Annotated in this window: 22 protein-coding genes and 2 pseudogenes; 10 read left to right on the top strand and 14 right to left on the bottom strand. The window is 66.5% G+C overall.

Annotated features, from left to right (window positions below):
- The first annotated feature begins 135 nt into the window (after positions 1 to 135).
- The 3 genes from IGS68_RS08740 to IGS68_RS08730 all read left to right on the top strand — a co-directional run bounded on the left by IGS68_RS08740 (position 136) and on the right by IGS68_RS08730 (position 2,186).
- On the top strand, positions 136 to 1,026 hold the full coding sequence (locus IGS68_RS08740) for a LysR substrate-binding domain-containing protein (RefSeq protein ID WP_201079011.1): 891 nt from the start codon (positions 136 to 138) through the stop codon (positions 1,024 to 1,026).
- 208 nt (positions 1,027 to 1,234) lie between these two features.
- Positions 1,235 to 1,915 (top strand): hypothetical protein, encoded by a 681-nt coding sequence (locus IGS68_RS08735; RefSeq protein WP_201079009.1) that lies wholly within the window; start codon positions 1,235 to 1,237, stop codon positions 1,913 to 1,915.
- A gap of 58 nt (positions 1,916 to 1,973) precedes the next feature.
- A complete protein-coding gene (locus IGS68_RS08730) occupies positions 1,974 to 2,186 on the top strand; it encodes a hypothetical protein (RefSeq protein ID WP_201079007.1) in 213 nt (70 codons plus the stop codon).
- 64 nt (positions 2,187 to 2,250) lie between these two features.
- Here IGS68_RS08730 and IGS68_RS08725 read toward each other — a convergent pair whose 3' ends face one another.
- The 9 genes and pseudogenes from IGS68_RS08725 to IGS68_RS08685 all read right to left on the bottom strand — a co-directional run bounded on the left by IGS68_RS08725 (position 2,251) and on the right by IGS68_RS08685 (position 10,393).
- Positions 2,251 to 2,904: a hypothetical protein gene (locus tag IGS68_RS08725; RefSeq protein ID WP_201079005.1), complete on the bottom strand. Its 654-nt coding sequence runs from the start codon at positions 2,902 to 2,904 to the stop codon at positions 2,251 to 2,253.
- Positions 2,905 to 4,128: 1,224 nt separating this feature from the next.
- Positions 4,129 to 4,551 (bottom strand): annotated as a pseudogene (locus IGS68_RS08720) (DDE-type integrase/transposase/recombinase); the annotation flags it as partial.
- Between the two features lie 48 nt (positions 4,552 to 4,599).
- Positions 4,600 to 5,820, bottom strand: coding sequence for an IS256 family transposase (locus IGS68_RS08715; RefSeq protein WP_201072050.1), 1,221 nt, complete (start codon positions 5,818 to 5,820; stop codon positions 4,600 to 4,602).
- Between the two features lie 58 nt (positions 5,821 to 5,878).
- Positions 5,879 to 6,102, bottom strand: a pseudogene (locus IGS68_RS08710) (IS3 family transposase); the annotation flags it as partial.
- Between the two features lie 58 nt (positions 6,103 to 6,160).
- Positions 6,161 to 6,505, bottom strand: a complete 345-nt coding sequence (locus IGS68_RS08705) for an HVO_A0114 family putative DNA-binding protein (RefSeq protein ID WP_201079003.1) — start codon at positions 6,503 to 6,505, stop codon at positions 6,161 to 6,163.
- Positions 6,502 to 6,795: a toxin-antitoxin system TumE family protein gene (locus IGS68_RS08700; RefSeq protein WP_201079001.1), complete on the bottom strand. Its 294-nt coding sequence runs from the start codon at positions 6,793 to 6,795 to the stop codon at positions 6,502 to 6,504. The genes IGS68_RS08705 and IGS68_RS08700 overlap by 4 nt, the downstream gene beginning before the upstream one ends.
- Positions 6,796 to 7,226: 431 nt before the next feature.
- Entirely contained in the window at positions 7,227 to 8,387 is a 1,161-nt protein-coding gene (locus IGS68_RS08695; RefSeq protein ID WP_201078999.1) for a trypsin-like peptidase domain-containing protein, read from the bottom strand.
- A 48-nt stretch (positions 8,388 to 8,435) separates the two neighbouring features.
- The gene (locus tag IGS68_RS08690) at positions 8,436 to 9,611 is read right to left on the bottom strand and encodes a M20 family metallopeptidase (protein WP_201078997.1); all 1,176 of its coding nucleotides are present in this window, start codon (positions 9,609 to 9,611) and stop codon (positions 8,436 to 8,438) included.
- Positions 9,608 to 10,393 carry an IclR family transcriptional regulator gene (locus IGS68_RS08685; RefSeq protein WP_201078995.1) on the bottom strand — a complete coding sequence of 262 codons (786 nt, stop codon included), beginning with the start codon at positions 10,391 to 10,393 and terminating at the stop codon, positions 9,608 to 9,610. Before IGS68_RS08685 ends, IGS68_RS08690 begins: the two co-directional genes overlap by 4 nt.
- Before the next feature lie 181 nt (positions 10,394 to 10,574).
- On the opposite strand from IGS68_RS08685, the gene IGS68_RS08680 reads away from it, so the two are divergent.
- The 6 genes from IGS68_RS08680 (at position 10,575) to IGS68_RS08655 (ending at position 17,409) form a co-directional block, all read left to right on the top strand.
- Positions 10,575 to 12,113 (top strand): ABC transporter substrate-binding protein, encoded by a 1,539-nt coding sequence (locus tag IGS68_RS08680; RefSeq protein ID WP_201078993.1) that lies wholly within the window; start codon positions 10,575 to 10,577, stop codon positions 12,111 to 12,113.
- Between the two features lie 76 nt (positions 12,114 to 12,189).
- Complete coding sequence (locus IGS68_RS08675; protein WP_201078991.1) at positions 12,190 to 13,107, top strand: ABC transporter permease; 918 nt, start codon at positions 12,190 to 12,192, stop codon at positions 13,105 to 13,107.
- Positions 13,108 to 13,110: 3 nt separating this feature from the next.
- Positions 13,111 to 14,031 (top strand): ABC transporter permease, encoded by a 921-nt coding sequence (locus IGS68_RS08670; protein WP_201078989.1) that lies wholly within the window; start codon positions 13,111 to 13,113, stop codon positions 14,029 to 14,031.
- Between the two features lie 2 nt (positions 14,032 to 14,033).
- Positions 14,034 to 15,008, top strand: coding sequence for an ABC transporter ATP-binding protein (locus IGS68_RS08665; protein ID WP_201078987.1), 975 nt, complete (start codon positions 14,034 to 14,036; stop codon positions 15,006 to 15,008).
- Positions 15,005 to 16,024, top strand: a complete 1,020-nt coding sequence (locus IGS68_RS08660; RefSeq protein ID WP_247881240.1) for an ABC transporter ATP-binding protein — start codon at positions 15,005 to 15,007, stop codon at positions 16,022 to 16,024. The genes IGS68_RS08665 and IGS68_RS08660 overlap by 4 nt, the downstream gene beginning before the upstream one ends.
- On the top strand, positions 16,021 to 17,409 hold the full coding sequence (locus IGS68_RS08655; protein WP_201078985.1) for a M20 family metallopeptidase: 1,389 nt from the start codon (positions 16,021 to 16,023) through the stop codon (positions 17,407 to 17,409). The genes IGS68_RS08660 and IGS68_RS08655 overlap by 4 nt, the downstream gene beginning before the upstream one ends.
- 19 nt (positions 17,410 to 17,428) lie before the next feature.
- On the opposite strand, the gene IGS68_RS08650 is transcribed toward IGS68_RS08655, so the two are convergent.
- The 4 genes from IGS68_RS08650 to IGS68_RS08635 form a co-directional block, all read right to left on the bottom strand.
- Positions 17,429 to 17,737 carry a hypothetical protein gene (locus IGS68_RS08650; RefSeq protein WP_201078983.1) on the bottom strand — a complete coding sequence of 103 codons (309 nt, stop codon included), beginning with the start codon at positions 17,735 to 17,737 and terminating at the stop codon, positions 17,429 to 17,431.
- A 174-nt stretch (positions 17,738 to 17,911) separates the two neighbouring features.
- Positions 17,912 to 19,027, bottom strand: a complete 1,116-nt coding sequence (locus tag IGS68_RS08645) for a THUMP domain-containing class I SAM-dependent RNA methyltransferase (protein ID WP_201078981.1) — start codon at positions 19,025 to 19,027, stop codon at positions 17,912 to 17,914.
- 90 nt (positions 19,028 to 19,117) lie between these two features.
- The gene (locus IGS68_RS08640; protein ID WP_201078979.1) at positions 19,118 to 19,666 is read right to left on the bottom strand and encodes a hypothetical protein; all 549 of its coding nucleotides are present in this window, start codon (positions 19,664 to 19,666) and stop codon (positions 19,118 to 19,120) included.
- A gap of 30 nt (positions 19,667 to 19,696) precedes the next feature.
- On the bottom strand, positions 19,697 to 20,596 hold the full coding sequence (locus IGS68_RS08635; protein WP_201078977.1) for a hypothetical protein: 900 nt from the start codon (positions 20,594 to 20,596) through the stop codon (positions 19,697 to 19,699).
- Between the two features lie 621 nt (positions 20,597 to 21,217).
- Between IGS68_RS08635 and dcd the strand changes: the two genes are divergently transcribed.
- The gene (gene dcd / locus IGS68_RS08630) at positions 21,218 to 21,811 is read left to right on the top strand and encodes a dCTP deaminase (protein ID WP_201078975.1); all 594 of its coding nucleotides are present in this window, start codon (positions 21,218 to 21,220) and stop codon (positions 21,809 to 21,811) included.
- Positions 21,812 to 22,158: 347 nt separating this feature from the next.
- On the opposite strand, the gene IGS68_RS08625 is transcribed toward dcd, so the two are convergent.
- Positions 22,159 to 23,406 (bottom strand): MFS transporter, encoded by a 1,248-nt coding sequence (locus IGS68_RS08625; RefSeq protein WP_201078973.1) that lies wholly within the window; start codon positions 23,404 to 23,406, stop codon positions 22,159 to 22,161.
- Positions 23,407 to 23,627: the final 221 nt, after the last annotated feature.

Here is a 23,627-nt window from a genome sequence, read left to right as displayed (position 1 = left end):
GCCGGTGTGTCCTGTATGCCCTGTGCGGCCTTGCGCCGAAATTGACGATGCCAGGCATCCGCCGCAATGTGGGAGTCACAGTGGCAGCCTTCGGATGAGCCGAAGCCTGCCGTTCCAGCCCCGGAGGGAGCCCCCATGCGCTTCGACCTGACCGACCTGCGCCTGTTCCTGCATGTCGCGGAGTCCTCGAACATCACCAGGGGAGCCGAACGGGCCGGTCTGGCCCTGGCGTCTGCCAGCGCCCGTATCCGCGCGATGGAGGAGGAACTGGGGGTTCCGCTGCTCGAACGCGGGCGGCGCGGCGTGCGGACGACGCCCGCCGGCCAAGCTCTCGCTTTCCATGCCCGGACGGTGCTGGAGCAGATGGAGCGGATGCGGGGAGAGCTGGGCGCCTATGCGCGCGGGCTGAAGGGGCATGTGCGGCTGTGGGCGAATTCGGCGGCCGTGGCCGAGTTCCTGCCCGATCCGCTGGCGGGCTTCCTTGCCGCCAACCCGCATATCGACATCGACCTGGACGAGAAGCCGAGCCCCCGGATCGTCGAGGGCGTCGCGGAAGGCCTGGCGGATATCGGCATCGTCGCGGACGGCATCGATGTCGGCGATCTGGAGACCCGCCCGTTCCGGATCGACCGGCTGGTGGTCGTGGCCCCTCCCGATCATCCGGCCGCCGCGTTCCGGCACGTGGCTTTCCGCGAGATCGTGGACGCGGAGTTCATCGGCCTGGGCCGGCACAGCGCCTTGCAGGAGCATATCCGGCTTCACGCGGCGCGCATGGGGCGAACGCTGAAACTGCGCGTCCGGATGGGCGGATTCGATGCGGTCTGCCGGCTGGTGGCCCAGGGCGTCGGCCTTGGCGTGGTGCCGGAGATGGCGGCGCGGCGGTGCGCGGCGAACCTGCCGATCCGGGTGGTCGGCCTGACGGATGCGTGGGCGCTGCGGCACCTGACGATCTGCCTGCGCCGGTTCGACCAGCTTTCCCCGCAGGCGCGGCTGCTGGTGGAGGCGCTGGGGGCGGATGGGAGCTGAGGAGCGGCAAAGCGCAGCATTCGGAACAATCCAGGACGGCGGCTCCGGTGCCTTGCCTGTCCGAGGGAGCCTGGATGGTTGAATACTTTAGGGAGGCTCCGGTTCTTCCTGGCCGGATTGCCCAGATCACGCTTCATTCCTTATCCTGATCCCGAGAACTACGGAAGCGGCGGGGAGGAATGCCATGGGCAACGAAGGACGACGCGGAATGAAACCTCCTATCCGGCTCAACCGGATTTCTCTCTGCTGCGCGGCCGCCGCGCTGATGGCGGCCGGAGGCGCCGCCGCCCAGGACCGCCCGCCGCCGCTGAAGCTGTCCCAGGATGTCGCCGTCACCTATCGCTACGTGATGGACGGCGAAGCGCTGGCCGCTGCCGCCGGCATCGATCCCGACTCCATGGTCGGCCAAGCCATGCGCGACATGGCCGACATCCAGACCCGCACCCTGCGGCAGGCCTCGACCGGTCGAATCCGTTCCGAGAATGCCGGCCTTGTCCAGATCGTCGATCCCCGGAGCAGGCGAAGCTGGCAGTTCGACACGTCCCCCGACGCTCCCGGCGGGCGCGTCGTCTTCGTGAGCGAGGGGGAAGACGAGGTCGGCATGCAGATCGAGGAGGTTGCCCAGGATCCCGAGTTCCTTATGCGCCGAGAGGCAGGCGTTGACACGGTGGCGGGCCAAGACTGCACCAACTGGCGCATCCAGCCCCACGACGACGACTCCGTGGTATGGGCCGCCTGCTTTGCGGCCGACGGCCTGGCCTTGCGCATCAGGCTGGAGAGCGAAGGCATGACGTCCGTCCAGGAAGCGACGCAGATCGACTACGGCCCGCTCGACCCGGCGTTGTTCTCGCCGCCGGCGGACTGGCCGGTGCAACCGGCCATCGAGTAGCCTGCGGGGGACTTGTATAGCATTCCAATAAAACGTGTGGTGCAGGGAAGCCGTATGGATGACGGGCGGGGAGGCGGTTGAAGGCCTGATGGACGATGGCCGGTCCGAGGCCGATCAGATTGGGAGCCATGAGGAGTTCGGGCACCCAGCCATGCCTGAACTCGTGATGGTCGGCCAAACAGCAAAAGACAATCGCCGAACACACAGCAATTCAAATAATGATACCTTCGTAGCAGCTATCTCCTCCGAAATAAATACTGGTTTTTTGTAATCTCTTTCTAAACGCTATCATTTAGAATTCAATCATCAAATTCATCAAAATCTTGACCATAGACTTATGTTGAGAGTGCCTTCAGTGCATTTTCAACTACATCGAATCGATTTCGCCACTCGGCCATCCCGAACCATTGGCAGTCATGCTCTTTCGTCCCCGGCCTGATACGCCTTTTATACAGGTAAAGGTGCACGCCGCGGCCGTTGACATGTATCCCTTTCGCAACTTGGGCACGGATTACATCACCAGGTATGATGTAAAAATCTACATAGCGTCGCATCGGGATATCCTCACGTCCGTCGCGCCGTCGTCCGAGAGGGCGAGGGTCAAGAATGGCTCCGATATCCACTGCGATTTCGATATCGAAGTTCAGATCTGCGGCTTCCGGTCGGTTCGCCGTGTGTGCCCAGCCAATCGAGTCGACATAAGTGCCACCCTTCACCTGAACGCGGAGTCGATCGCCAACTAGAATATCGTACCCAGGCATGTTCCGGCGTATTTCATCGGCATCGACAACCGGCATTATCTTCGCCGCAGGCGCCAGCATGGCCATCGTCGCGTCCATAGCCAGCGTCCTGCTTATGTGGTGTCTTTCGTTCCGACCGAATTCATTTGATTTTCCAGTGCCGATTTCCTGCAACACTGCCAAGTTCAAGCGCTGGACAATGGCTTCACTGGGACGCCATAGAGGGTTAGCGATGCTGATCATGGTCATGACGCTTCAAGTCATCAAAACTGGTAAATGAGGTTTTGCGGTGGGATGGAACCAAAAGGTAGTTCGACTCCCCCATTGGAAGGATCACGAGCAGGTGCGTCGAACGGCTTCGGCACGCTTGGATCACATTTGAGCATACCAGCCTGAGCAAGCTCTTCTTGCAATGTTCGCCAATCGATTTTTGGCGATCCGTCCTGGCGTCTGAGCCAGCCTACTGCAGGATCATCCGGTCCCTGGCCGAACTGCGTGACAAGTCGATGCCAGAGATCATACACAGCACGGTTCCCGAGGTTAGTGACTTCTGCCTCCGGATACTGCCACCAGCAAAGCCACCGATATGCTGAGCATGCATAAGTTGGTTTGAATGTGAAGAACCCGTCATAATATGGACTGTGGATGACTTTAAGAGCCCCAAGGAGGCCGGTTTGAGATACTTCTGCACCAACCCACAGGCGTCGTCGAACTTTGGTTTGCGTGTATGTTGATTTATCGCGCCAAGCATCCCACGGTGGAGCATTGTGCCAGGAACGAGACCCAGGCATTGCATGTGTTTCGTCGGCCGGTCGCCCCAAAGCAGTTCTCACATGTGCAACCGCGCCGTCGGCATACGCAACAAACCATTCTTTCGTGTTATTGCCGGTCTTGAACGGGCGAAGTCCAACATGAGCGGCTTTTTCCGCTTGGTTCAGCGCCGGGCCGTCCGTTTAGCGCCATAGCGCGATGCAAGTCAACTCTCGCGGCGTCTGGCTTCGCGCCTGCCGAAATCGCATTGGCCATCCAGAGTCCTTTCCAACCTTTACAAGGTCCGGCCGTCCAGTGTCTTGGAGGATGTAAATTACTCTGTCAGCCACAAAGAACTCCTTACCTAAACTGTCTTCAGGCGGTTATCTATCGGAAGCTGCATATAAGCATGATTCTCTGTCCACTGACATAATGAACTTGGCAGGGCGCAGATTTTTCGACATATGCGCCCCCATTTCCAATTATCTGTAATTGTATAGGGCGCCTGAATGCGCGTTGTAATGGAGATGGGGCGATTTGCCTTGCTCCGAAGCTCCTGGAGCCACCGTTCAGGCGGACTCCGGGCGTGATCATGCCGCAATCAGCAGCTTGGGCAGCCGGATCAGGTTGCAGGCAGTGGCTGTCCGGGTGAGCATCCAACCGAGATGGGCAGTGAACCGCACCGGGATTCCCGGAGGCCCATTTGGTTGAGTCACGCCCCCTGGCGACGTCCTCGGTTTGAGCATAGTAGCGTGCTTCGGCCTCGGCGGGTGGAATGTTGCCGATGGGTTCGAGCAGGCGCCGGTGGTTGAACCCGTTGATCCATTCCAAGGTGGTGAACTCGACGGCTTCCAAGTTGCGCCATGGCCCTCGGCGTCGGATCACCTCGGTCTTGTAGAGGCCCTTGATCGTCTCGGCCAAGGCGGCGTCATAGGAATCTCCGACGCTGCCGACCGACGGCTCGACACCGGCTTCGGCCAAGTGCTCGGTGTAGCGAATGCTGACATACTGCGACCCGCGGTCGGAATGGTGGATGAGGCCGCTGCCTTTGGCCGGACGGCGGTCGTGAAGCGCCTGCTCCAGGGCATCCGGGACAAATCCGGCGTGTGCGGTGCGCGAGACCTGCCAGCCGACAATCCACCGGGCACGTGTGGGACTGTCGGGAATTCCGTGCTTGGCGGGGCGGGTTCAGTATCAGGCGGTCATCGCCTTTGCGAACCGGTCGCCGAAGATGACAGCCATCTGGGCTTTGGCGGCCGTCCATTCCCGGGGCGGCATCTTCCAGTCTTTCTCCGCGCGGTTCAAGACGAGAAACAGGAGCTTCAGCGCGGCCTCGTCATTGGGGAAATGCCCCCTGGCCCGGACCGCCCGGCGCAGCTTTGAGTTCAACGCTTCAATGGCATTGGTCGTGTAAAGGATGCGCCGGACCTCGCGCGGGAAGGCAAAGAAGGGGATGACCTCCGGCCACGCCCGCCGCCAAGCCTTGCCGATGGCCGCGTATTTTTCGCCCCAAGGCCCGGTCTCAAAGGCGCTCAGAGCCATCTCGGCGGCCTTGTCGTCGACAGCGTCGTAGACCGTCTTCAGGGCGGCGGCGATGGCCTTGCGGTCCTTCCAGGACGCGAACTCCATGCTGTGGCGCAGCAGATGAACGACGCAAGTCTGAACAATCGTCTCCGGATAGGCAGCCGCGATCGCCTCGGGAAAGCCTTTCAGCCCATCGACGACGGCCAGCAGGATGTCCTCCACACCCCGGTTCTTCAACTCGTTCAGGACGCGCAGCCAGAACTTGGCGCCCTCGTTCTGTTCGATCCACAGGCCCAGCACCTCCTTGGCGCCGTCGGCCCGCACGCCGATGGCGACATGGATGGCCTTGTTGCGGACCAGACCTTCGTCGCGGATCTTGACCCGGATGGCATCCAGGAACACCAGGGGGTAGATCGCCTCCAGCGGCCGGTTCTGCCAGGCCGTCACCTCCTCGATCACGGCGTCCGTCACCGTGGAGATCAGGTCGGCCGACACCTCGATGCCATAGAGCTCCCGCAGGTGTCCCGTGATCTCCCGGGTTGACATGCCGCGTGCGTACATTGAGATGATCTTCTCGTCGAAGCCGGGGAAGCGCCGCTGGTATTTGCCGATCAGCGCCGGATCGAACGTCCCCGACCGATCGCGGGGAATGGACAGACCCATCGAGCCGCCATCGGTCAGCACCGTCTTGTGGCCGTAACCGTTGCGACGGTTGCCGCTCTCATCTCCAGCCAGATGATGATCCAGCTCCGCCTTCAGCGCCCGCTCCGTCAGCGCCTTCTTCAGCTGGTCGAGCAGGCCGTTCTGGTCGAATGCCGTCTTCGCATCGGCTCCAGCCAGCAGCTGGTCAAGGATCGCGTCAGGGATAACAGGATCTTTGCGTCGGGCCATTCAGGGTCTCCTTCTGTTTCAGGATAACCCCGCCAAGCACGAAATTCCCGATAGTCCCAAACGTGTCGATGACGAAGGCCACGTAAACGAAGCCTTGCCATGTCGCCACAAACGTGAAATCCGCGACCCACAAGGCGTTCGGGCAGGACGCCTGGAACTGGCGGTTCACCCGGTCGAGCGGACACGGTGCCACCCGGTCGCTGATCGTCGTCCGCACCGTCTTGCCGCGTGTCACCCCCCCTTCAGCCCCATACGCCGCATCAGCCGGGCCACTGTGCAACGGCGCCACGTCAACGACAGCGGCAACCCGCCCTCGGGCAAGGTCCGGCCTGATCCACTCTCAAAGTGCCATCTTCATCTCGATAGAGTCGTACTCGGCGCGCAACCCGTCATGATCATCGATCAGACCGGCCGAGATCAGCGCCGTGACATCCTGATGGACATTCTTGTAGTCACGGTTGAGCGCCTTCGACAGGCTCCGGATGCTGGTTTCCGGGTTGCGGTGAAGATGCCGCAGGATTTCCAGACGCTTGCTGGTCAGAACCTGCGTCAGTCCCTCCCAGGACTCGAAAGTGATATGAGCCTCTTGAACCGCTTCCCCAGCTTCATGCCGGCGTAGCGCATCCTTGATCGAGCCAGCCTCCCGCGCGAGATCGACCCCGACATGAATCTCCAGCGTGCTCACAGCTTTCCCTCCCGTATCGCAGTCACATCGGCCATGAAATCATCAATCATCCTGTCGAGATCCGTGAATGGATAAGACAATTCATCTTCGCGGATGTGTTTGTGATCGCCCTTGCCCCGCTCATTGTCGTAACCGACCAGCCGCACACCATCGCGGCCATAAAACAGGCTGTATTTGTATTTGTGCCGGCTGGCCATGACCGGCGACGGCACCGACCAGATCCGGATTTGAAGGATCCCACCGTCGTCATAGATGACCTTGCGGTCGATCAAGGGGCGCGCCTTGCTCATCCTTGAACTTCTATCAGGATTTTCCTATGGCTTCAATAACCATATGGCGAGATACACCATAACGAACAGTCGGCAAGATACGCTGCGTTGGCGCGAGGATGCCGTGATTGCCCGCGTGGATGATGCTGGACGGCGAGCCTCTTCCCGATCACCAAGCCTTGCTGCATTGATCAAGTTCATCGAATGCATCTTGGTAAGATGCTGCCTCCGGAATGCCTTGCATGCCGGTACGTCGGTTTCCAACTCCTACAGGAGGGTTGCCGATTTGGGGACTCTGTGCCTCGCGAGTTGCTTGAACTTCTTTCGCTCCGCGTGGGTCGTCCTTCGCCCGCCAGGGCGAACGCCGACACCCTGCATCGACGCTCCGGAAAGGGCGTCGGCGTCGGCCTTCGGCCAAGGCCGACCTACGATGCAACCCGGCCGGGTGTCGATCAGCCGCCGGGGGGCTTCGGCTCCTCCTCGATCCGGGCGGTCAGGGTGTCGCGGGCGCCGTTGCGCTCCACGGTGAGAGTCACCGGGTCGCCGACGCGCTTGAGGCCGACATGGTTGCGGACCTGGGTGGCGCTGCGGACTTCCGCCCCGTCGATGGCGATCACCACGTCGCCGCGCCTCAGGCCGGCGCGGTCGGCGGGGGAGCCGGTTTCGACCGCGGCGATGATGGCGCCTGATGTCGAGCGGGTGCCGAGGGCCGCCGCGATGTCGGGCGTCAGGTCCTGGACGGAGATCCCGATCCGGCCGCGCCGGACCTCGCCGTACCGGATGATCTGGTCCATCACGGTCCTCGCCATGTTGGCGGGCACGGCGAAGCCGATGCCGACATTGCCGCCGCTGGGCGCCAGGATGGCAGTGTTGATCCCGACCAAGCGACCCTGGAGATCGACCAGCGCGCCGCCGGAATTGCCGGGGTTGATCGAGGCGTCGGTCTGGATGAAGTCCTCGTATCCCTCGACCCGCAGGCCGCCGCGGCCGAGCGCGCTGACGATGCCCGAGGTGACCGTCTGGCCCAGGCCGAACGGGTTGCCGATGGCGACGACGTAGTCGCCGACCTCCAGCGCGGCGCTGTCGCCGAACGGCACGGCCTGGAGGTCTCCCAGGGAGCCGCCCTGGGGACCGCCCTGGGAGCCGTCGCCCGGCACGATCCGAAGCACGGCGATGTCGGTTCCGGGGTCCCGCCCGACCAGCCGGGCCTCGAAGCGGCGGTTGTCCTTGGTGGTGACCTCGATCGACTCGGCCTCCGCGACCACGTGGCTGTTGGTCAGCACATAGCCCCGCCCGGCATCGACGATCACGCCGGAGCCGCTGGAGAAGGTCCGGCGCGGCGGCTGCGGTGGGCGTTGCGGCAGCGGCAAGTCGGGCAGATCGAAGAAGCGCCGGAAGAAGGGGTCGTTGAGCAGCGGGTTCAGGGCCTGCGCGCGGCCCGTCACCGCGACGTTGACGACGCCGGGCGTCACCTCGCGGAGCATCGGGGCGAGCGTCGGCACTCCCGGGACCGGGGAGGCGTCCGGCGCCGAGACCGCGCACCCGCCGACCGCCAGGGCGGCGGAAAGGCCAAGCGCCAGGGCGAGCGCGATCGGGGGGCTTGCTGCGGGCATGTCGGGCACACTCCTGCTCGGCTTGCGGTTCCGGACTTCCCCTCCGGGTCAGGCGGGGCGGGCCATCCTCAGAACGGTCGTGGCAAGGATCTGGGCGCGGGCGAGCAGGGAGGGAACCTCGATATACTCGTCGGCGGTATGGGCCTTGCCGCCGACCGGACCCGTGCCGCACAGGGTGGGCGCTCCCAGGCTGGCGGTGAAGCCGGAATCGGCGCAGCCGCCGGTGAACTCGCCCGAGATCGGGTGGCCCAGCTCGGCCGCGACGGCGAGATAGGCGCCGGTCACCGCCTCGCTCGCGGGCGTCGGCACCAGCGGCAGGAACTCGCTCAGCAGGGTCGCGCGCGAGCGGGTGCCGGGCACCTGGACCTCCGCCATGATCCGCTCCACCGAGGCGACGAGATGGTCGCGCTGGTCGTTGGTCACGTAGCGGGTGTCGATCTCGCCCCGGGCGTGGGGGGCCGTGGTGTTGTGGGACTGGCCGCCGCCGGCCAGGCCGACATTCACGGTGATGCCCTCGGGCACGCGGGTCAGGCCGTGCAGGGCCAGGATCTTGTGCGCCATCTCGCCGATCGCGCTGGCGCCGTCGGTGAAGTTGACCCCGGAATGGGCCGCCTTCCCCGTCACCTCGAAGGTGAAGTGCAGCCCGCCCTTGCGCCCGGTGACCACGTTGCCGGACACGCGCCCCGGCTCGGCGTTGAAGACCGCGCGGGCCTTCCGGGCTTCCCGCTCGATGAAGGGCCGGGAGGCGAGCGAGCCGATCTCCTCGTCCCCGGTCATCAGGGCGACCAGCGGGACGCCGGGCGCGAACCGCTTGAAGGCCGCCATGACGAAGGCGTTCATGACCAGCCCGCCCTTCATGTCGGCGACGCCGGGCCCGTAGGCCCGGCCGCCGTCGATGCGGAAGGGCCGGCGGGACGCCTCGCCCTTGGGGAACACGGTGTCGCGGTGGCCCATCAGCAGGAAGGCCGGGGCGGCATGATCGGGGCCGGCAGGGTCGGGAGCCGTGGCCATGCGCATCACGTCGCCGCGCTCCGCGACCGGCTCGGTCTGGACGGCGATCCCGGCGGACTCGAAGAATTGCTCCAGCCGCGCGCCGACCGAGTCCACGCCGGGCTTGTCGTAGGAGCCGCTGTCGATGTTCACCAGCTCGGCCAGCAGCGCCAGCATGGCGGGTTCCCGCTCGGCCAGCCAGGCCCGGATCTCGTGTTCGTTCGCGTCCTTCATGATGCTTCCCTGATTCGTTTCACGGTGGCCCGGCTGAGCGCCTGGGCCGTCTCGATCGCCGGGCCGGCGAATTTGCGGGCGTATTCCTCCGGCGTCCATTCCGCCAGCGAGCCCGCGATATGGACCGCCGCGACCGGGTTGCCGCCGGAGTCGATCACGGCGGCGCCGATCACCACCTCGCCCAGAAGCACCTGCTCCGCCGCGACCGCGTAGCCCTGGCGCCGGACGGCGGCGATCTCCTCCAGGAGGAGTTTCGGGTCCACCAGGGTCTTGGGCGTCAGCGGGGACAGGTCGGAACGCGCAACGATGTCGGCCGCGCGGGCGGGCTCCAGCTCCGCCAGGATCGCCCGGCCGCCCGCGGTGCAGAAGGTCGGCACCCGGCGGCCGACCAGCGAGGCCGCGAAATACTCCCGCTCGCTCTGCTGGCGGATCGCGTAGATCACGCTGGTGTCGTCGAACAGCGACAGCTTGATGTGCTGCCCGGTAAAGCGCCGCAGCTCGATCAGCGCGGGCGTCGCCGCCTCGATCAGCGGGTTGGAGCGGAGATAGTTGTAGGTCACCTCCAGCAGCCGCTTGCCCAGGCCGTAGCGCCGCGTTTCCGGGCATTTCTCCAGGTATCCCGCGAGATGGAGCGTGTGGGCGAAGCGCTGGGCGGCACTCTTGTCCACGCCGCAGCGGGCCGCGATCTCCGTCAGCCCGAGGAAACGGGTCCCGCCGTCGAACGCCTGGAGGACGCGCAACGCCTTCTCCACCGACTGCACCAGCAATGCGTCCCGCGCCATGGATCCTCCGAAGGGCCGATTATTGGGGTTGCCCGCAATCAATATACGGTATTAAATGATCACAAATCGGTATCGCCCTGCAATACGCAATCTCGCGGCGACCCGAAAAGGCTACGGACGGAAAACGTCCCGGGGAGACTTCATCGGCATGCGCACAGCAAGCAACGGAGGGAGACCGAAGATGAAAAAGAGCACTGGAAAGGTGCGCAACGGCCTGCTCGCGGCGGCCCTTCTGGCGGGCACCGGCCTGCTCACCCAGCCGGCCCTAGCCGGGAAATCCGACAACAGCGTCCACCTCGCCTACGACCAGGCTCCGGAGAGCGTAGATCCCTTCTTCAACAATGTCCGGATCGGCGTCATCATCGGCCAGCATGTCTGGGACACGCTGGTCTACCGCGACCCCGATACGGGCGAGTACAAGGGGCAGCTCGCCAAGGCCTGGCGGCAGGTGGACGACCGCACGCTGGAATTCGACCTGCGCGAGGGCGTCAAGTTCCACAACGGCGAGGAATTCGACGCCGACGACGTGGTCTATACGCTGAACTTCGTTTCCAAGCCGGAAAGCGGAGTCACGACCCAGCAGAACGTCGCCTGGATCGAGAAGGCGGAGAAGCTGGACAAGTACAAGGTCCGGGTGACGACCAAGCAGGTCTTCCCGGCCGCGATCGAGTACCTGTCCGGCCCGGTGGTCATGCACCCCAACGAATATTACGCCGAAGTCGGCCCGCAGGGGCAGAACCGGAAGCCGGTCGGCACCGGCCCGTTCCGCGTGGCCGCGCACGAGATGGGCAAGTCGATCACGCTGGAGAAGAACCCGGATTACTTCCAGGATTCTCCCAAGAAGCAGGGGCCGATCGAGACGGTCGAGATCCGGTTCATCCCGGACCGCCAGACCCAGATGGCCGAGGTGCTGTCCGAGGGCGTCGACCTGATCATGCACGTGCCCAAGGACCAGGCCGAGCAGATCGAGATGGTTCCGCACCTGAAGGTCGTCAGCGGCGAGACGATGCGCATCGTCTTCATGCAGATGAACACGCTGGAGGGCACGCCGTCCCCGGCCCTGAAGGACGAACGGGTGCGCCGGGCGATCCTCCACGCGATCGACCGCGAGACCATGGTCAAGGAGATCGTCGGCGCCGGATCGCGGGTGATCCACACGATCTGCTTCCCCGAGCAGTTCGGCTGCACCGACGAGGGCGCGCCGCGCTACGAATACGATCCGGCGAAGTCGCGGCAGCTGCTGGCGGAGGCCGGGTTCCCCAACGGGATCGAGCTGAACATCGTGGCCTACCGGGAGCGCAACCAGACCGAGGCCATGATCGGCTACCTCCAGGCCGCCGGGATCAAGGCGAACCTGAACTTCCTGCAATACGCGGCCATGCGGGAGCAGATCCGAAGCAACAAGGCCATGCTGACGCACCAGACCTGGGGCTCGTTCTCGGTCAACGACGTGTCGGCCTCGACCCCGGTCTATTTCAAGTTCGAGAGCGACGACGTCACGCGGGACCCGGAAGTGCGCGACCTGCTGCAGAAGGGCGACACCAGCGTCGATCCGGAGACGCGGAAGGAAGCGTACGGCAAGGCGCTGGCGCTGATCGCCGAGCGGGCCTACGCGGTGCCGCTCTACTCGCTTCCCGTCTACTACGTCGCGGCCAAGGACCTGGAGTTCAAGGCTTACGCCGACGAGATGCCGCGCTTCTGGGAGATGACCTGGAACTGAGGCCCCTCCTTCGGGCGGGGCGCCGGCTCAGGACCGGACGGGGCCCCGCCCGGCTTTCGCAGAAAAGGACCTCGACGTGGCACTCTTCATCCTCAAGAGGCTCGGCCTCGCGCTGCTCGTAGCGCTCACGGTCTCGGTCATCTCCTTCGTCCTGCTGCGCACCTCGGGCGACGCCGCCATCGCGATCGCCGGCGAAGGGGCGCGGGACGTGGATATCGAGGCGATCCGGCAGGCCTATGGGCTGGACCGGCCGCTGGCGGTGCAGTACCTGGTCTGGCTGGGGCAGACGCTGGGCGGCGACTTCGGGCAGTCGCTCTATTTCAAGACCGACGTGGTCGACCTGGTGCTCGCCAAGGCGCCGGTGACGCTGATGCTGGGCCTGCTGTCGCTGGGCTTCGCGCTGCTGGTCGCGGTGCCGCTGGGCGTGCTGGCGGCGGTCTTCGCCAACAGCTGGATCGACCGGGCGGCGCTGGCGATCGCCGTGTTCGGGCAGGCGATGCCGAACTTCTTCTTCGCGCTGCTGCTGGTCATGCTGTTCTCGATCACCTACCGCTGGCTGCCGGTTTCCGGCTCCGGGACCTGGCTGCATTTCGTGATGCCGACGGTGGCGCTGGGATATTATGCGGCGCCCGCCTTCATGCGGCTGGTCCGGGCCGGCATGGTCGAGGTGCTGTCGGCCGACTATGTGCGGACGGCGCGCGCCAAGGGCCTGCCGACCCGCATGGTCGTTTTCAAGCACGCGCTGCGCAACGCCATCGTGCCGGTGGTCGCCCTGTCCGCCGTGCAGCTGGGATACCTGCTCGGCGGGTCGGTGGTGATCGAGACCATCTTCGCCCTGGATGGGCTGGGATTCCTGGCATACCAGAGCATCACCCACAAGGACTTCCCGGTGATCCAGGCCGTGGTGGTGATGCTGTCGGTGATCTACGTGCTGCTCACGCTCCTGGGAGACATCGCCAATGCCTGGCTCGATCCGCGGATCCGGGTGGCCTGAGCCATGACCGGAACAGCATTTCCCCCCGCCGCCTCCGCCCCGTCCAGTGTCGCCGCCGTGGCCGAGCTGAGCGCCGGCGCCCGGCTGCGCCGGCGCATGTTCGGCCAGAAGAGCTTCGTCTTCGGCGTCGGGCTGCTGCTGGTGATCGTCGCGGTGGCCCTGCTGGCGCCGGTGCTGGCGCCGCACGACCCCTATGCCCAGAACCTGTCGCAGCGCATGGTCCCGCCGTTCTGGTACGCCAAGGGCAGCTGGGAACACCTGCTCGGCACCGACAACCTGGGCCGCGACTATCTCTCCCGCCTGCTCTACGGCGCCCGGATCTCGCTGCTGATCGGCCTGTCGGTGATGGTCATCTCCGGCCTGATCGGCACGACCATGGGGCTGCTGGCGGGCTATTTCGGCGGCAAGGCCGACCTGATCGTGACCTTCCTGATCACGACCCGGCTCGCCATGCCGGTGATCCTGGTGGCGCTGGCCGTGGTCGCCATGGTCGGCGGCTCGCTGCCGGTGGTGATCCTGGTGCTGGGCTTCCTGAAGTGGGACCGCTTCGCGGTGGTGATGCGGAGCGCCACCCAGCAGGCCCGGGCGCTCGACTACGTGACGGCGGCGGAGGCGGCCGGCGCCTCGACGCCGCGGATCATCCTGGGCGAGATCCTGCCCAACGTGTTCCCCCAGCTGATCGTCGTCGCCACGCTGGAGGCGGCGAGCGCCATCCTGCTGGAGGCGGCGCTGTCCTTCCTCGGCCTGGGCGTGCAGCCGCCGCTGCCGTCCTGGGGCCTGATGATCTCGGAGGCGAAGACCTACATGTTCTTCTCGTTCTGGCTGATCGCGATACCCGGAACGCTGCTGGCGCTGCTGGTGCTGTCGATCAACCTGGCGGGCGACGGGCTGCGCGACGTCGTGGCGCCGGAAGGACGGGGCTGACCATGACCGTGGAACGCCCCATCCTGGAGGTAGAGAACCTGTCGGTCGATATCAGGACCGCCGGGGGAACCCTGAAAGCCGTTCGCGACGTGTCGTTCTCCGTCGGGCGCGGCGAGACGCTGTGCCTGGTCGGCGAATCCGGCTGCGGCAAGTCGGTCACCTCGCTCGCGATCATGGACCTGCTGCCCCGGGCGGCGACCCGGCGCGTCTCGCGGCTGGCGTTCGACGGGGTCGATCTCGCCCGCAGCGGCAAGGGAGCGGTCAACGCGCTGCGCGGCAACCGCATGGCGATGATCTTCCAGGAACCCATGACGGCGCTGAACCCGGCCTACACGATCGGCGACCAGCTGACCGAGGGCTATCGCCGGCATAAGAAGGCGGGTGCCGCGGAGGCCCGCGAGCGGGCGGTCCACCTGCTGGAGAAGGTCGGCATCGCCGCGGCCGGCGACCGGCTGGGCCAATATCCGCACCAGCTCTCCGGCGGGCTGAGGCAGCGCATCATGATCGCCATGGCGCTGATGTGCGGCCCCGACCTGGTGATCGCCGACGAGCCGACGACGGCGCTGGACGTGACGATCCAGGCGCAGATCCTGCGGCTCCTCGCCGAATTGCAGCGCGAACTGGGCATCGCCCTGGTCCTGATCACCCATGACCTGGGCGTGGTCGGCCGCATCGCCGACCGGGTCGCCGTGATGTATGCCGGCGAGGTGGTGGAGAACGGCACGGCGGCGGAGATCTTCGCCCGCCCGCGCCATCCCTATACCCAAGGGCTGATGGACTGCATCCCGCTGCCGGGCCGGACCAGGCCCGGCGAGCGGCTGGGCGTGATCCCCGGCGTGGTGCCGTCGCTGGTCGGCGGGATCGAGGGCTGCCCGTTCCGCGACCGCTGCCCCCACGCCCGGCCCGTCTGCGCCGAGGCCCCGCCCGTGAAGACCCGGGGCGACCATGCCTGGCGCTGCATCCTGGAGGACGCATGACCGCGATGATGGACATTCCCCTGATCGAGGCGCGGGGGGTTACCCGCTCGTTCAAGGTCGGCGCCGGCCTGTTCAACCGGAAGCGCACGCTGCACGCGGTCAACGGCATCGACCTGACCATCCGCAAGGGCGAGGTGCTGGGGATCGTCGGCGAGTCCGGCTGCGGCAAGTCCACCCTGGCCCGCATCCTGCTGGGCCTGCTGCCGCCCTCGACCGGGACGATCAGCTTCCAGGGGCAGGAGCTTTCGACGCTGGACCGCCGGGCGGTGGCGCGCCAGGTGCAGCCGGTGTTCCAGGACCCCTATTCCTCGCTGAACCCGCGGCGGCGGATCGCCTCCATCGTGTCGTTCCCGCTCGACGTCCACGGCATCGGCACCTCGGCCGAGCGGCGGCGGCGGGCGCTGGAGATGATGGACCTGGTCGGCCTGCCGGCGCGCTTCGCCGACCGCTTTCCCAGCGAATTGTCGGGCGGCCAGCGCCAGCGCGTCGCCATCGCGCGGGCCCTGGTGATGAAGCCGGAGATCGTGGTCTGCGACGAGCCGACCTCGGCGCTCGACGTCTCCGTCCAGTCGCAGATCCTGAACCTGCTGCTGGACCTGCGGCGCGAGCTGAACCTCACCTACGTCTTCATCAGCCACAACCTGGCGGTCGTCGAGCACATCGCCACCCGGGTCGCCGTGATGTATCTGGGCCGTGTCGTGGAGCTGGCGGAGACGGCCGAGCTGTTCGCGAACCCGCGTCACCCCTACACGAGGGCGCTGCTGGCCTCGATCCTGACGCCGGAGCCGGGGCTGGGCATTCCCGAGACGGGGCTGGGCCTGGCCTTCCCCGACCCGCTGAACCCGCCGCCGGGCTGCGTCTTCCACCCGCGCTGCCCCAACGCCTTCGGCCCCTGCCCGACCGTCGTGCCGCGCGCGCTGGGGCAGCACCCGGCGGGCCTCGTCGCCTGCCACCTGCACGATCCGGACTACAACGACACCGCCACCACCAACAACCAGGGAAACCGCCCGTCATGAGCCGCGACGCCGCCATCGCCCGTGCGACAGACTATTTCGATTCCGGCGCCTTCCGCACGGACCTCGCCCGCCGCGTCGCGCTGCGGACGGAGAGCCAGGACCCGGAGCGGACGCCCCTGCTCGACGCCTATGTCGAGGGGGAGATGCGGCCGGCGCTCGAAGCCCTGGGCTTCACCTGCGACACCGTCCGGCACGCGCGCGCCGGGGGACCGTTCCTGATCGCCGAGCGGATCGAGGACAGGTCGCGGCCGACCGTGCTGGGCTACGGCCACGGCGACGTGATCCGGGGCCTGGACGACGGCTGGAGCGAGGGGCTGTCGCCCTGGGAGATGCGCGAGGTGGGCGACCGCTGGTACGGGCGCGGCGTCGTCGACAACAAGGGACAGCACTCGATCAACCTGGGCGGCCTGAAGGCGGTGCTGGAGACCCGGGGCAAGCTGGGCTTCAACGCCAAGTACCTGATCGAGATGGGCGAGGAGACCGGCTCGCCGGGCCTGCGGGAGGTCTGCGCCGAGCACCGGGACCGGCTGGCCGCCGACGTGCTGATCGCCTCCGACGGGCCGCGGCTGTCGGCGGAGCGGCCGACCGTCTTCCTCGGCTCCCGCGGGGGCGTCACCTTCGACCTGTGGATCGACGCGCGGGACGGCGGGCATCATTCCGGCAACTGGGGCGGGCTGCTGTCCAACCCGGGCATCCAGCTCGCCCACGCCATCGCCAGCCTGGTCGGCCCGACCGGCCAGATCCGCGTGCCCGAGCTGGTGCCGGCCGAGGTGCCCGCGAGCGTGCGCCGGGCGCTCGCCGACTGCGAGGTGGACGGAGGGCCGGACGGTCCCGCCGTGGAGCCCTGGTGGGGCGAGCCGGGCCTGACCCCGGCGGAGCGGGTGTTCGGCTGGTGCTCGCTGGAGGTGCTGGCCTACGAGACCGGCAATCCGAAGACGCCGGTCAACGCGATCCCGCCGCGGGCCTGGGCGCGCCTCCAGCTCCGCTTCGTCGTGGGGGTCGATGCGCAGGCGGTGCTTCCCGCCGTGCGCCGGCACCTGGACCGTCACGGCTTCCCGATGGTCCGGGCGGAACTGTCGCGCGAGGAGATCTTCCGGGCGACGCGCCTGGACCCCGAAGACCCCTGGGTGACCTGGGCGGTGGACTCGATCGCCCGGACGACGGGGAAGAAGCCGGCGATCCTGCCGAACCTGGGCGGGTCGCTGCCGAACGACACCTTCTCCGAGATCCTCGGCATGCGGACCGTCTGGGTCCCGCACTCCTACCCGGCCTGCTCGCAGCATGCGCCGAACGAGCACCTGCCGGTGGCGATCGCCCGGGAAGGCCTGGCGATGATGGCGGGGCTGTACTGGGACCTGGGGGAATCCGAGGTGCCGGCCCGCTGACGCCGGCCCGGCTTCCGGATCACACGGCCGGGGTCAGCAGCGGATGGATCCAGGTCCAGTCGCGGAGCGGACGGGCGGTCGCGCCGCTATGGGCCGGGCCGCGAGGGACCGGGCCTGTCGCCTGGGCGACGAGGGCGCGAACCATGGGGCGCGCCCTCGCCACGCGAAGATGCTGCTTCGGAAGCTGGGTGTATCTGGTTTCACCCGCTTCGTCCTGGCCGATGTTGCAGATGCACATGCCGTCTTCGAGGGTCGAGCAGACATAGACTTGCTGCCCCTTGAGAGAGCCCTGGGTGACGATCGCAAAGACTTCACGGGGATCGGCCATGAAACGCTTCCTTCAAGATGACCATCGGGGTCGGCAACCGGCTTGCCCGTCACCGAGCTTCGACATGATGATCATGATGAAGCGTTAATTATTTTGCAATGCAGCGAAGTCGATCCAGGAAAATCGACTTCCGTATTGGTATTCAATATTTAGTATGCCAGGATCAGGCCATCCTCACGGCAGGGGGCCGGTCCTGAACAGGGTCACCCGCACCCCTCCGTTCGACACCGGGGCGGACGGCGGTTCGAAGGGCAGCAGGGTCGTCCTGGCCAGCGACGGGTCGCTGGTCACCAGCCCGACCCTCCAACCGGAGAAACGCGCGAGAAGCGTCTGCCCGAGGGCGCCGTAGAGAGGGTACAGGCTCTTGCTGTCCCCGATCCGGTTGCCGTAGGGCGGATTGACGATGACGAGGCCGGGAGGACCGGCGGGCGGTGCCAGGTCGCTGATCGCGTGGTGCCGGAACTCCGTCAGGTCGGCGACGCCCGCCCGCTCCGCGTTGGCGCGGCTCATGGCGACGGCCCCCGCGTCGCGGTCGCTGCCGTGGAACCGGAGGTCGGGCCTGGTTCCGCCGCCGGTCCCGCGCAGGCGCTGCCAGGCCGCCTCGTCGAAGCCCGCGAGCATTTCGAAAGCGAAGCGCCGCGACCGGCCGGGGTGGAGGCCGGCGGCGATCTCCGCCGCCTCGATGACAAAGGTGCCCGACCCGCACATGGGATCGACGACCGGCTCGGCGCCGTCGTAGCCGCATTGGCGCAGGAAGAGGGAGGCCAGCGATTCCCGCATCGGCGCCTTGTTGACGGCCTCCTTGTGGTTCCGCTTGTGCAGGGATTCGCCCGACGTGTCGATGCTGACGGTGCAGAGGTCGTCGTCGATCCGCGCCTTGACCTGGATCTCGGCCTCGGCGGAAACGGGGGCGCCGAGTTCCTCCCGGATCGCGGTCGCGATCCGCTGCGCGGCGGCGCCGGCGTGATAGATGCGGGAGCCCTTGCAGGACGCCTCGACGCGGACGGGCACGTCCGGCCGAAGGACGTCTCCCCAGGCCAGCCGGCGCGCCCGCTTGTCGAGCTGGGCGAGGTGGAAGGCCCGGAAGGCGCCGATGCGCGCGAGGACGCGGCTGGCACCGCGGATTTCCAGGTTCGCCCGCCACACCTCGGGCCAGCCGCCCCTGACCGTCACGCCGCCCTTGACGGCCATGGGTTCCCTGAAGCCCTTTGCCTGCGCCTCCGCGCAGAGGACGGGCTCCAGGCCGGGAAATGTCACCAGGAAGATTTCGAAATCGGCGTCCGTGTTCATCCCGCCTACATATCGCCCCGGCGCGCGATCATCGACACCTTTCTCGCGAGATCGTTCCTTGCGCGATCGGCGGGGAGAATGGACGGGGCTTCAGCGGCGGTAGAGGAGTTCCAGCATCCGGGCGATGTTGTCGCGGATCGCCTCTTCCAGCGCGTCCCGCTCCATCAGCACGGGCTCCGGCAAACCGGCGGTGACTTTCCGCTGGGCGCTGGTATCCATGTCGGCGCGCCAGACTTCGGCCCCGGTCCCGGCATCCCTCAGGACATAAACGGCGGTGATGCCGATTTCCGTCTCGAACGGTCCCGGTATGGCCGGCGTCCGCGCGCCGGAGATCGCCATGTCGAGCCGATAGGCCGGGCGGCTCGCGGCCAGAAGCCCGCGGCTGGCCAGCGTGTTGATCAGCGCCTCCCGCAGATCGGTGGAGGAGATCGCGCCGACGCCGGCGATCTGCCCCGCGGCGCTGCCTTGCAGCGCTATCTCGCCGACCTCGATCCCTTGCTGGAGGGTTGCGTCCCTCGGCTGGGGCGGTTCCTGCGGATCGACGGGGACCACCATCTGCGGCATCCGGGGATGGACCGCGCCGGGCTGGGTCTGACAGGCGGCGAGCAGGAAGGCGAGGAGAAGGACGACGTGACGCATACCGCACTTGTACACACCGATCCGGGCCTGTCATCCCATCTTTGGGGGAAACCCGAAATCAACCTTATCGCCCGCTTCCATGATCACCGTCGAGAGATAGTCGGAGAGCATGGCCCTGTCCCTGCTCTCCAGGAGGATCTTGGAAGACACGTTGCCGTTGCCGGTCCTCAGCCCCGGCGTCCGGCCTTCCCAGGCGCCGAGGAACCGGTCCAGGGAAGCGTTCCATCGCGGATCGCTGTTCCGGCAGAAGATCTTCGACAGCGAGAAGTGGGGCACCTTGCGGAAGGGGGACGGAAGGCTCCGCCCCTGGAAGCGGGCCGGCGGCTCCCCCAGGGACCGGTAGCGGGACTCCAGGGTCCGGCGGAAGTCCCGGAACGTCGCGCCGCCGCTCTCCATGCCGATGGTCACGACCGGGATGCCGAGCAGCGCCACGATCCCGGCGATCAGACGGGCGTTCTCCTCCTGGTCGTGGCGAATGGCCCGATCGACCGCGCTATCGACGACGCCGTCCCTCAGGGTCTGCGTCAGCCCCGCGGTGCGCGGCGTATGGTAGGAGCTCTTGTTCAGCACCATGACCTTGGACCGGAAAGATCCCGGGCCGTAGATCCCGTCGAAGAAGGCGTGGGCCATCCGTCCGGCGCGCCCCGCCGCGCAGAGATAGACGGAATTCTCCCACTCCCTGCGGCCGGGATTGTCGCCGACCAGGACGAGGTCGGGCAGCGGCCCGCCGTCCGCGGCATAGTCCGAGAGGTCCCGGTTCTCCACGAAGAGGGACGATACGGTGTCCCTCAGGCCGCGCGTCCGCTCCCCGTGGGCGGCGACGATCTCCCGGAAGGCCGCGACCGGGGCGGAGGTCCCGCCGGATGCGGGCGGATCGCCGGGAATGACGGCCGGAGTGGCGGTCGCCCTCGCTTCCAAGGTATGGGACATGGACCGGACTGCATCCTTCTTATCAGGGCGGGGTTCGGCGGAAGCCTTGAGGCATGGAGTTCCGCAGGTCAAGGGCGTGGCTGTCCGGCACGGTTTTTGCGCACTGCTCACAAGCCTGAACTCAAGGCGAAACTACCCCTTTTTTCGTCATGGCCGGACTTGATCCGGCCATCGTCTCACAGGTCTCACCGGGGCTCCGTGGCTGGAGATGCCCGGATCAAGTCCGGGCATGACGATAAAGGGAAGATGAAATGCCCCGAGCATCAGCTTGGGGTTGATGAGCAATCGCTGTGCCGGACAGCCGTGGATCAAGTCCGGGCATGACGATAAAGGGAAGATGAAGTATCCTGATCATCAGCTTGGGGTTGATCAGCAATCGCCGTGCCGGACAGCCGTGGGTCAAGCCCGGTCATGACGATAAAAAGAAGAACGCTCTACTGGAAAAGCATCCTCTGATCGAGTCGGCAGTCGCCGGGCGGTCCGTGGGGACGGGGCTCCTCCCGGGCACCACGCCCCGCTCCGGCGTGTTCCTTGTCGAGGGGCATCGATCGGGCTATAGAGAACGCCGTGGCAGCGACCGGAGGCATTGCGTTTGCGGTCCCGGCAGGAGGTTCGGAAGGCATGAAACTCTCAGACGTAGATATTCACCGATACCTCGCCGAGGGACGCATCCAGATCGACCCTTTGCCGACGGAAAGCCAGATCGGCGCCATGTCGGTCGATCTCCAGCTGGGGGACACTTTCCAGGTGTTTCCGCCCGGCAAGGCGGCCTTCGTGGACCTCGCGCCGCCCGTGGGGCATCCCAGCCAAGTGCCGGACAAGCTGATGGACCGGGTGACGATCCCCGCCGGGGAGTCGTTCTTCCTGCATCCCGGCGAACTGGTGCTGGGCATCACCGTACAGCGCATCCTGCTGCCGAACGACATCGCCGGACGCCTCGACGGGCGCAGCAGCCTGGCGCGGCTGGGCCTTATGGTGCATGCGACGGCGCACACGATCGATCCGGGCTGGAACGGCCGCATCACGCTGGAATTCTTCAACTGCGGCCGCCTGCCGCTGGCGCTGCGTCCCGGCATGCGCATTTGCGCGCTCAGCTTCGAGACGCTGATGTCGCCGACCTCAAAGCCCTATGCCGCGCGGGCCGACGCCAAGTACCGCGACCAGCTCGATCCCCTGCCGAGCCGGATCAACCTGGAACAGCCGCTCAAGGAATAGCGGCGGTGCGCCGTGCGCACGCCCCCGTGAATGGGCGATGGTTTCTCCTTTGGAAACCACCTGTCGCGCGGCCGGCCATTTCCGGTCACTCCGGAAGGGTCCCGGAAGATGACCGGCATACGAACTGGCGGGATGCTATGTATTGCGCAGCCGGATCGCGGCGGCGGCCGGCCCAATGAGACGCTTCAGACTAAAAGCCCCGTCGCGGCGATGCGACGGGGCTTTCTTATGGACCATACCGCACCCCGAGACCTCGTGGCCGGCGGCTTTCCCCGGCGTCGCGACTTGCCTCCTGCGCGGTCGTCCTGGAATCCGGGTCCCGGTGATCCAAGATCCACTCCACAGGCTCACTCGGCCGGGACCGCCACCAGGGGACGCGCGGTTTCCCGGATCGGCAGGTGGACGAGGGCGCTGAAGGCGCCGATGCCGACGCCGATCCACCACACGGCATCGTAGCTGCCGTAGGCGTCGTAGAGCCGGCCGCCGAGCCAGACGCCCATGAAGCTGCCCAGCTGGTGGCTCAGGAACACGATGCCGTAGAGCGTGCCCATGTAGCGCAGCCCGTAGAGATGGGCGACCAGGCCCGAGGTGAGGGGCACGGTGGCCAGCCACAGGCTGCCCATCACCGCCGAGAACACCAGCACCGTGGTGGGCGTCATCGGCGTCAGGATGAACCAGGCCGAGGCCAGGGTGCGGCCCGTGTAGATCCCGGCCAGCAGGTATTTCTTGGTGTAGCGCTTGCCGGCCCAGCCCGCCGCCAGCGTTCCCGCGATGTTGCCCAGCCCGATGATCGAGATCGCGACGGCCCCCAGCGCGCCGGTCGTCGTGATCCCCATCGCGTGCAGGACGCTGCCCAGCATGATCGGCCCGCACACCTCGGCCACGAAGGCCGGGAAATGGGCGGTGATGAAGGCGAGCTGGTAGCCGCAGGAGAAGAACCCCAGGAAGATCAGCGCGAAGCTGGGGTCGCGCAACGCGCCCAGCACCACCGTCCCCATGCTCTGCTGGAGCTCCGTCCGGGAGACGGGAGCGGGCGAGCGCATCCAGGGCAGCACCAGCAGCACCGCCAGGATCAGCGCCGCGAAGGCCAGGAACACGCCCTGCCACGGCATCAGCGCCAGCAGTCCCTCGGCCAGAGGCGGCCCGACCACCTGCCCGGCGGACCCGGCGGCGGTCACGATGGCGAGCGACATGGAGCGGTTCTCATCCGACGAGGCCCGGCCGACGACGGCCAGCACCACGCCGAAGCCCGTGCCCGCGATGCCCAGCCCCACCAGCACCTCGTACAGGTGATGCTGGATCGGCAGGGTGGCGCCCGCCGAGAGCACGAGGCCCAGCGCGTAGGCCAGGGCGCCGAGGATGATCGCCTTGCGGTCGCCGATCTTCTCGGCCAGCGCGCCGAAGAGCGGCTGGCCGAAGCCCCAGGCGAGATTCTGGATCGCGATAGCGAGCGAGAACTCGGCGCGAGGCCAGTTGAACTCCATCGCGATGGGAAGCTGAAAGACGCCGAAGGAGGCGCGGATGGCGAACCCGACCAGCACCACAAGGCTGCCGGCGAGGAGGACAGGCGTGATGAGGGCGGAGCGCTGGGTCATCCGATCTGTCTGCGCCGGGCCGGGAATCCTGTCAACCGGCGGAATCGCCAAGCCTGCCATGCAGCTGATGGGCAGAGGCGGGAAGGCCCCATTTCGCGGCAAAGCGTGATCAAACCTTATGCATAACGTCTACCGAATAGGCGTCTACGGAATTTGTGCGCGTTTCCGCGCCATTTTTCTTGATCATACTTCTGTATTCTGTATTGGAAATGAAACATAGT

It is taken from the genome of Skermanella sp. TT6, from assembly GCF_016653635.2.
In the GTDB taxonomy this organism is placed as follows: domain Bacteria; phylum Pseudomonadota; class Alphaproteobacteria; order Azospirillales; family Azospirillaceae; genus Skermanella; species Skermanella cutis.
Note: the sequence above shows the minus strand (reverse complement) of the source record. Positions and strands in the feature narration are given on the sequence as shown.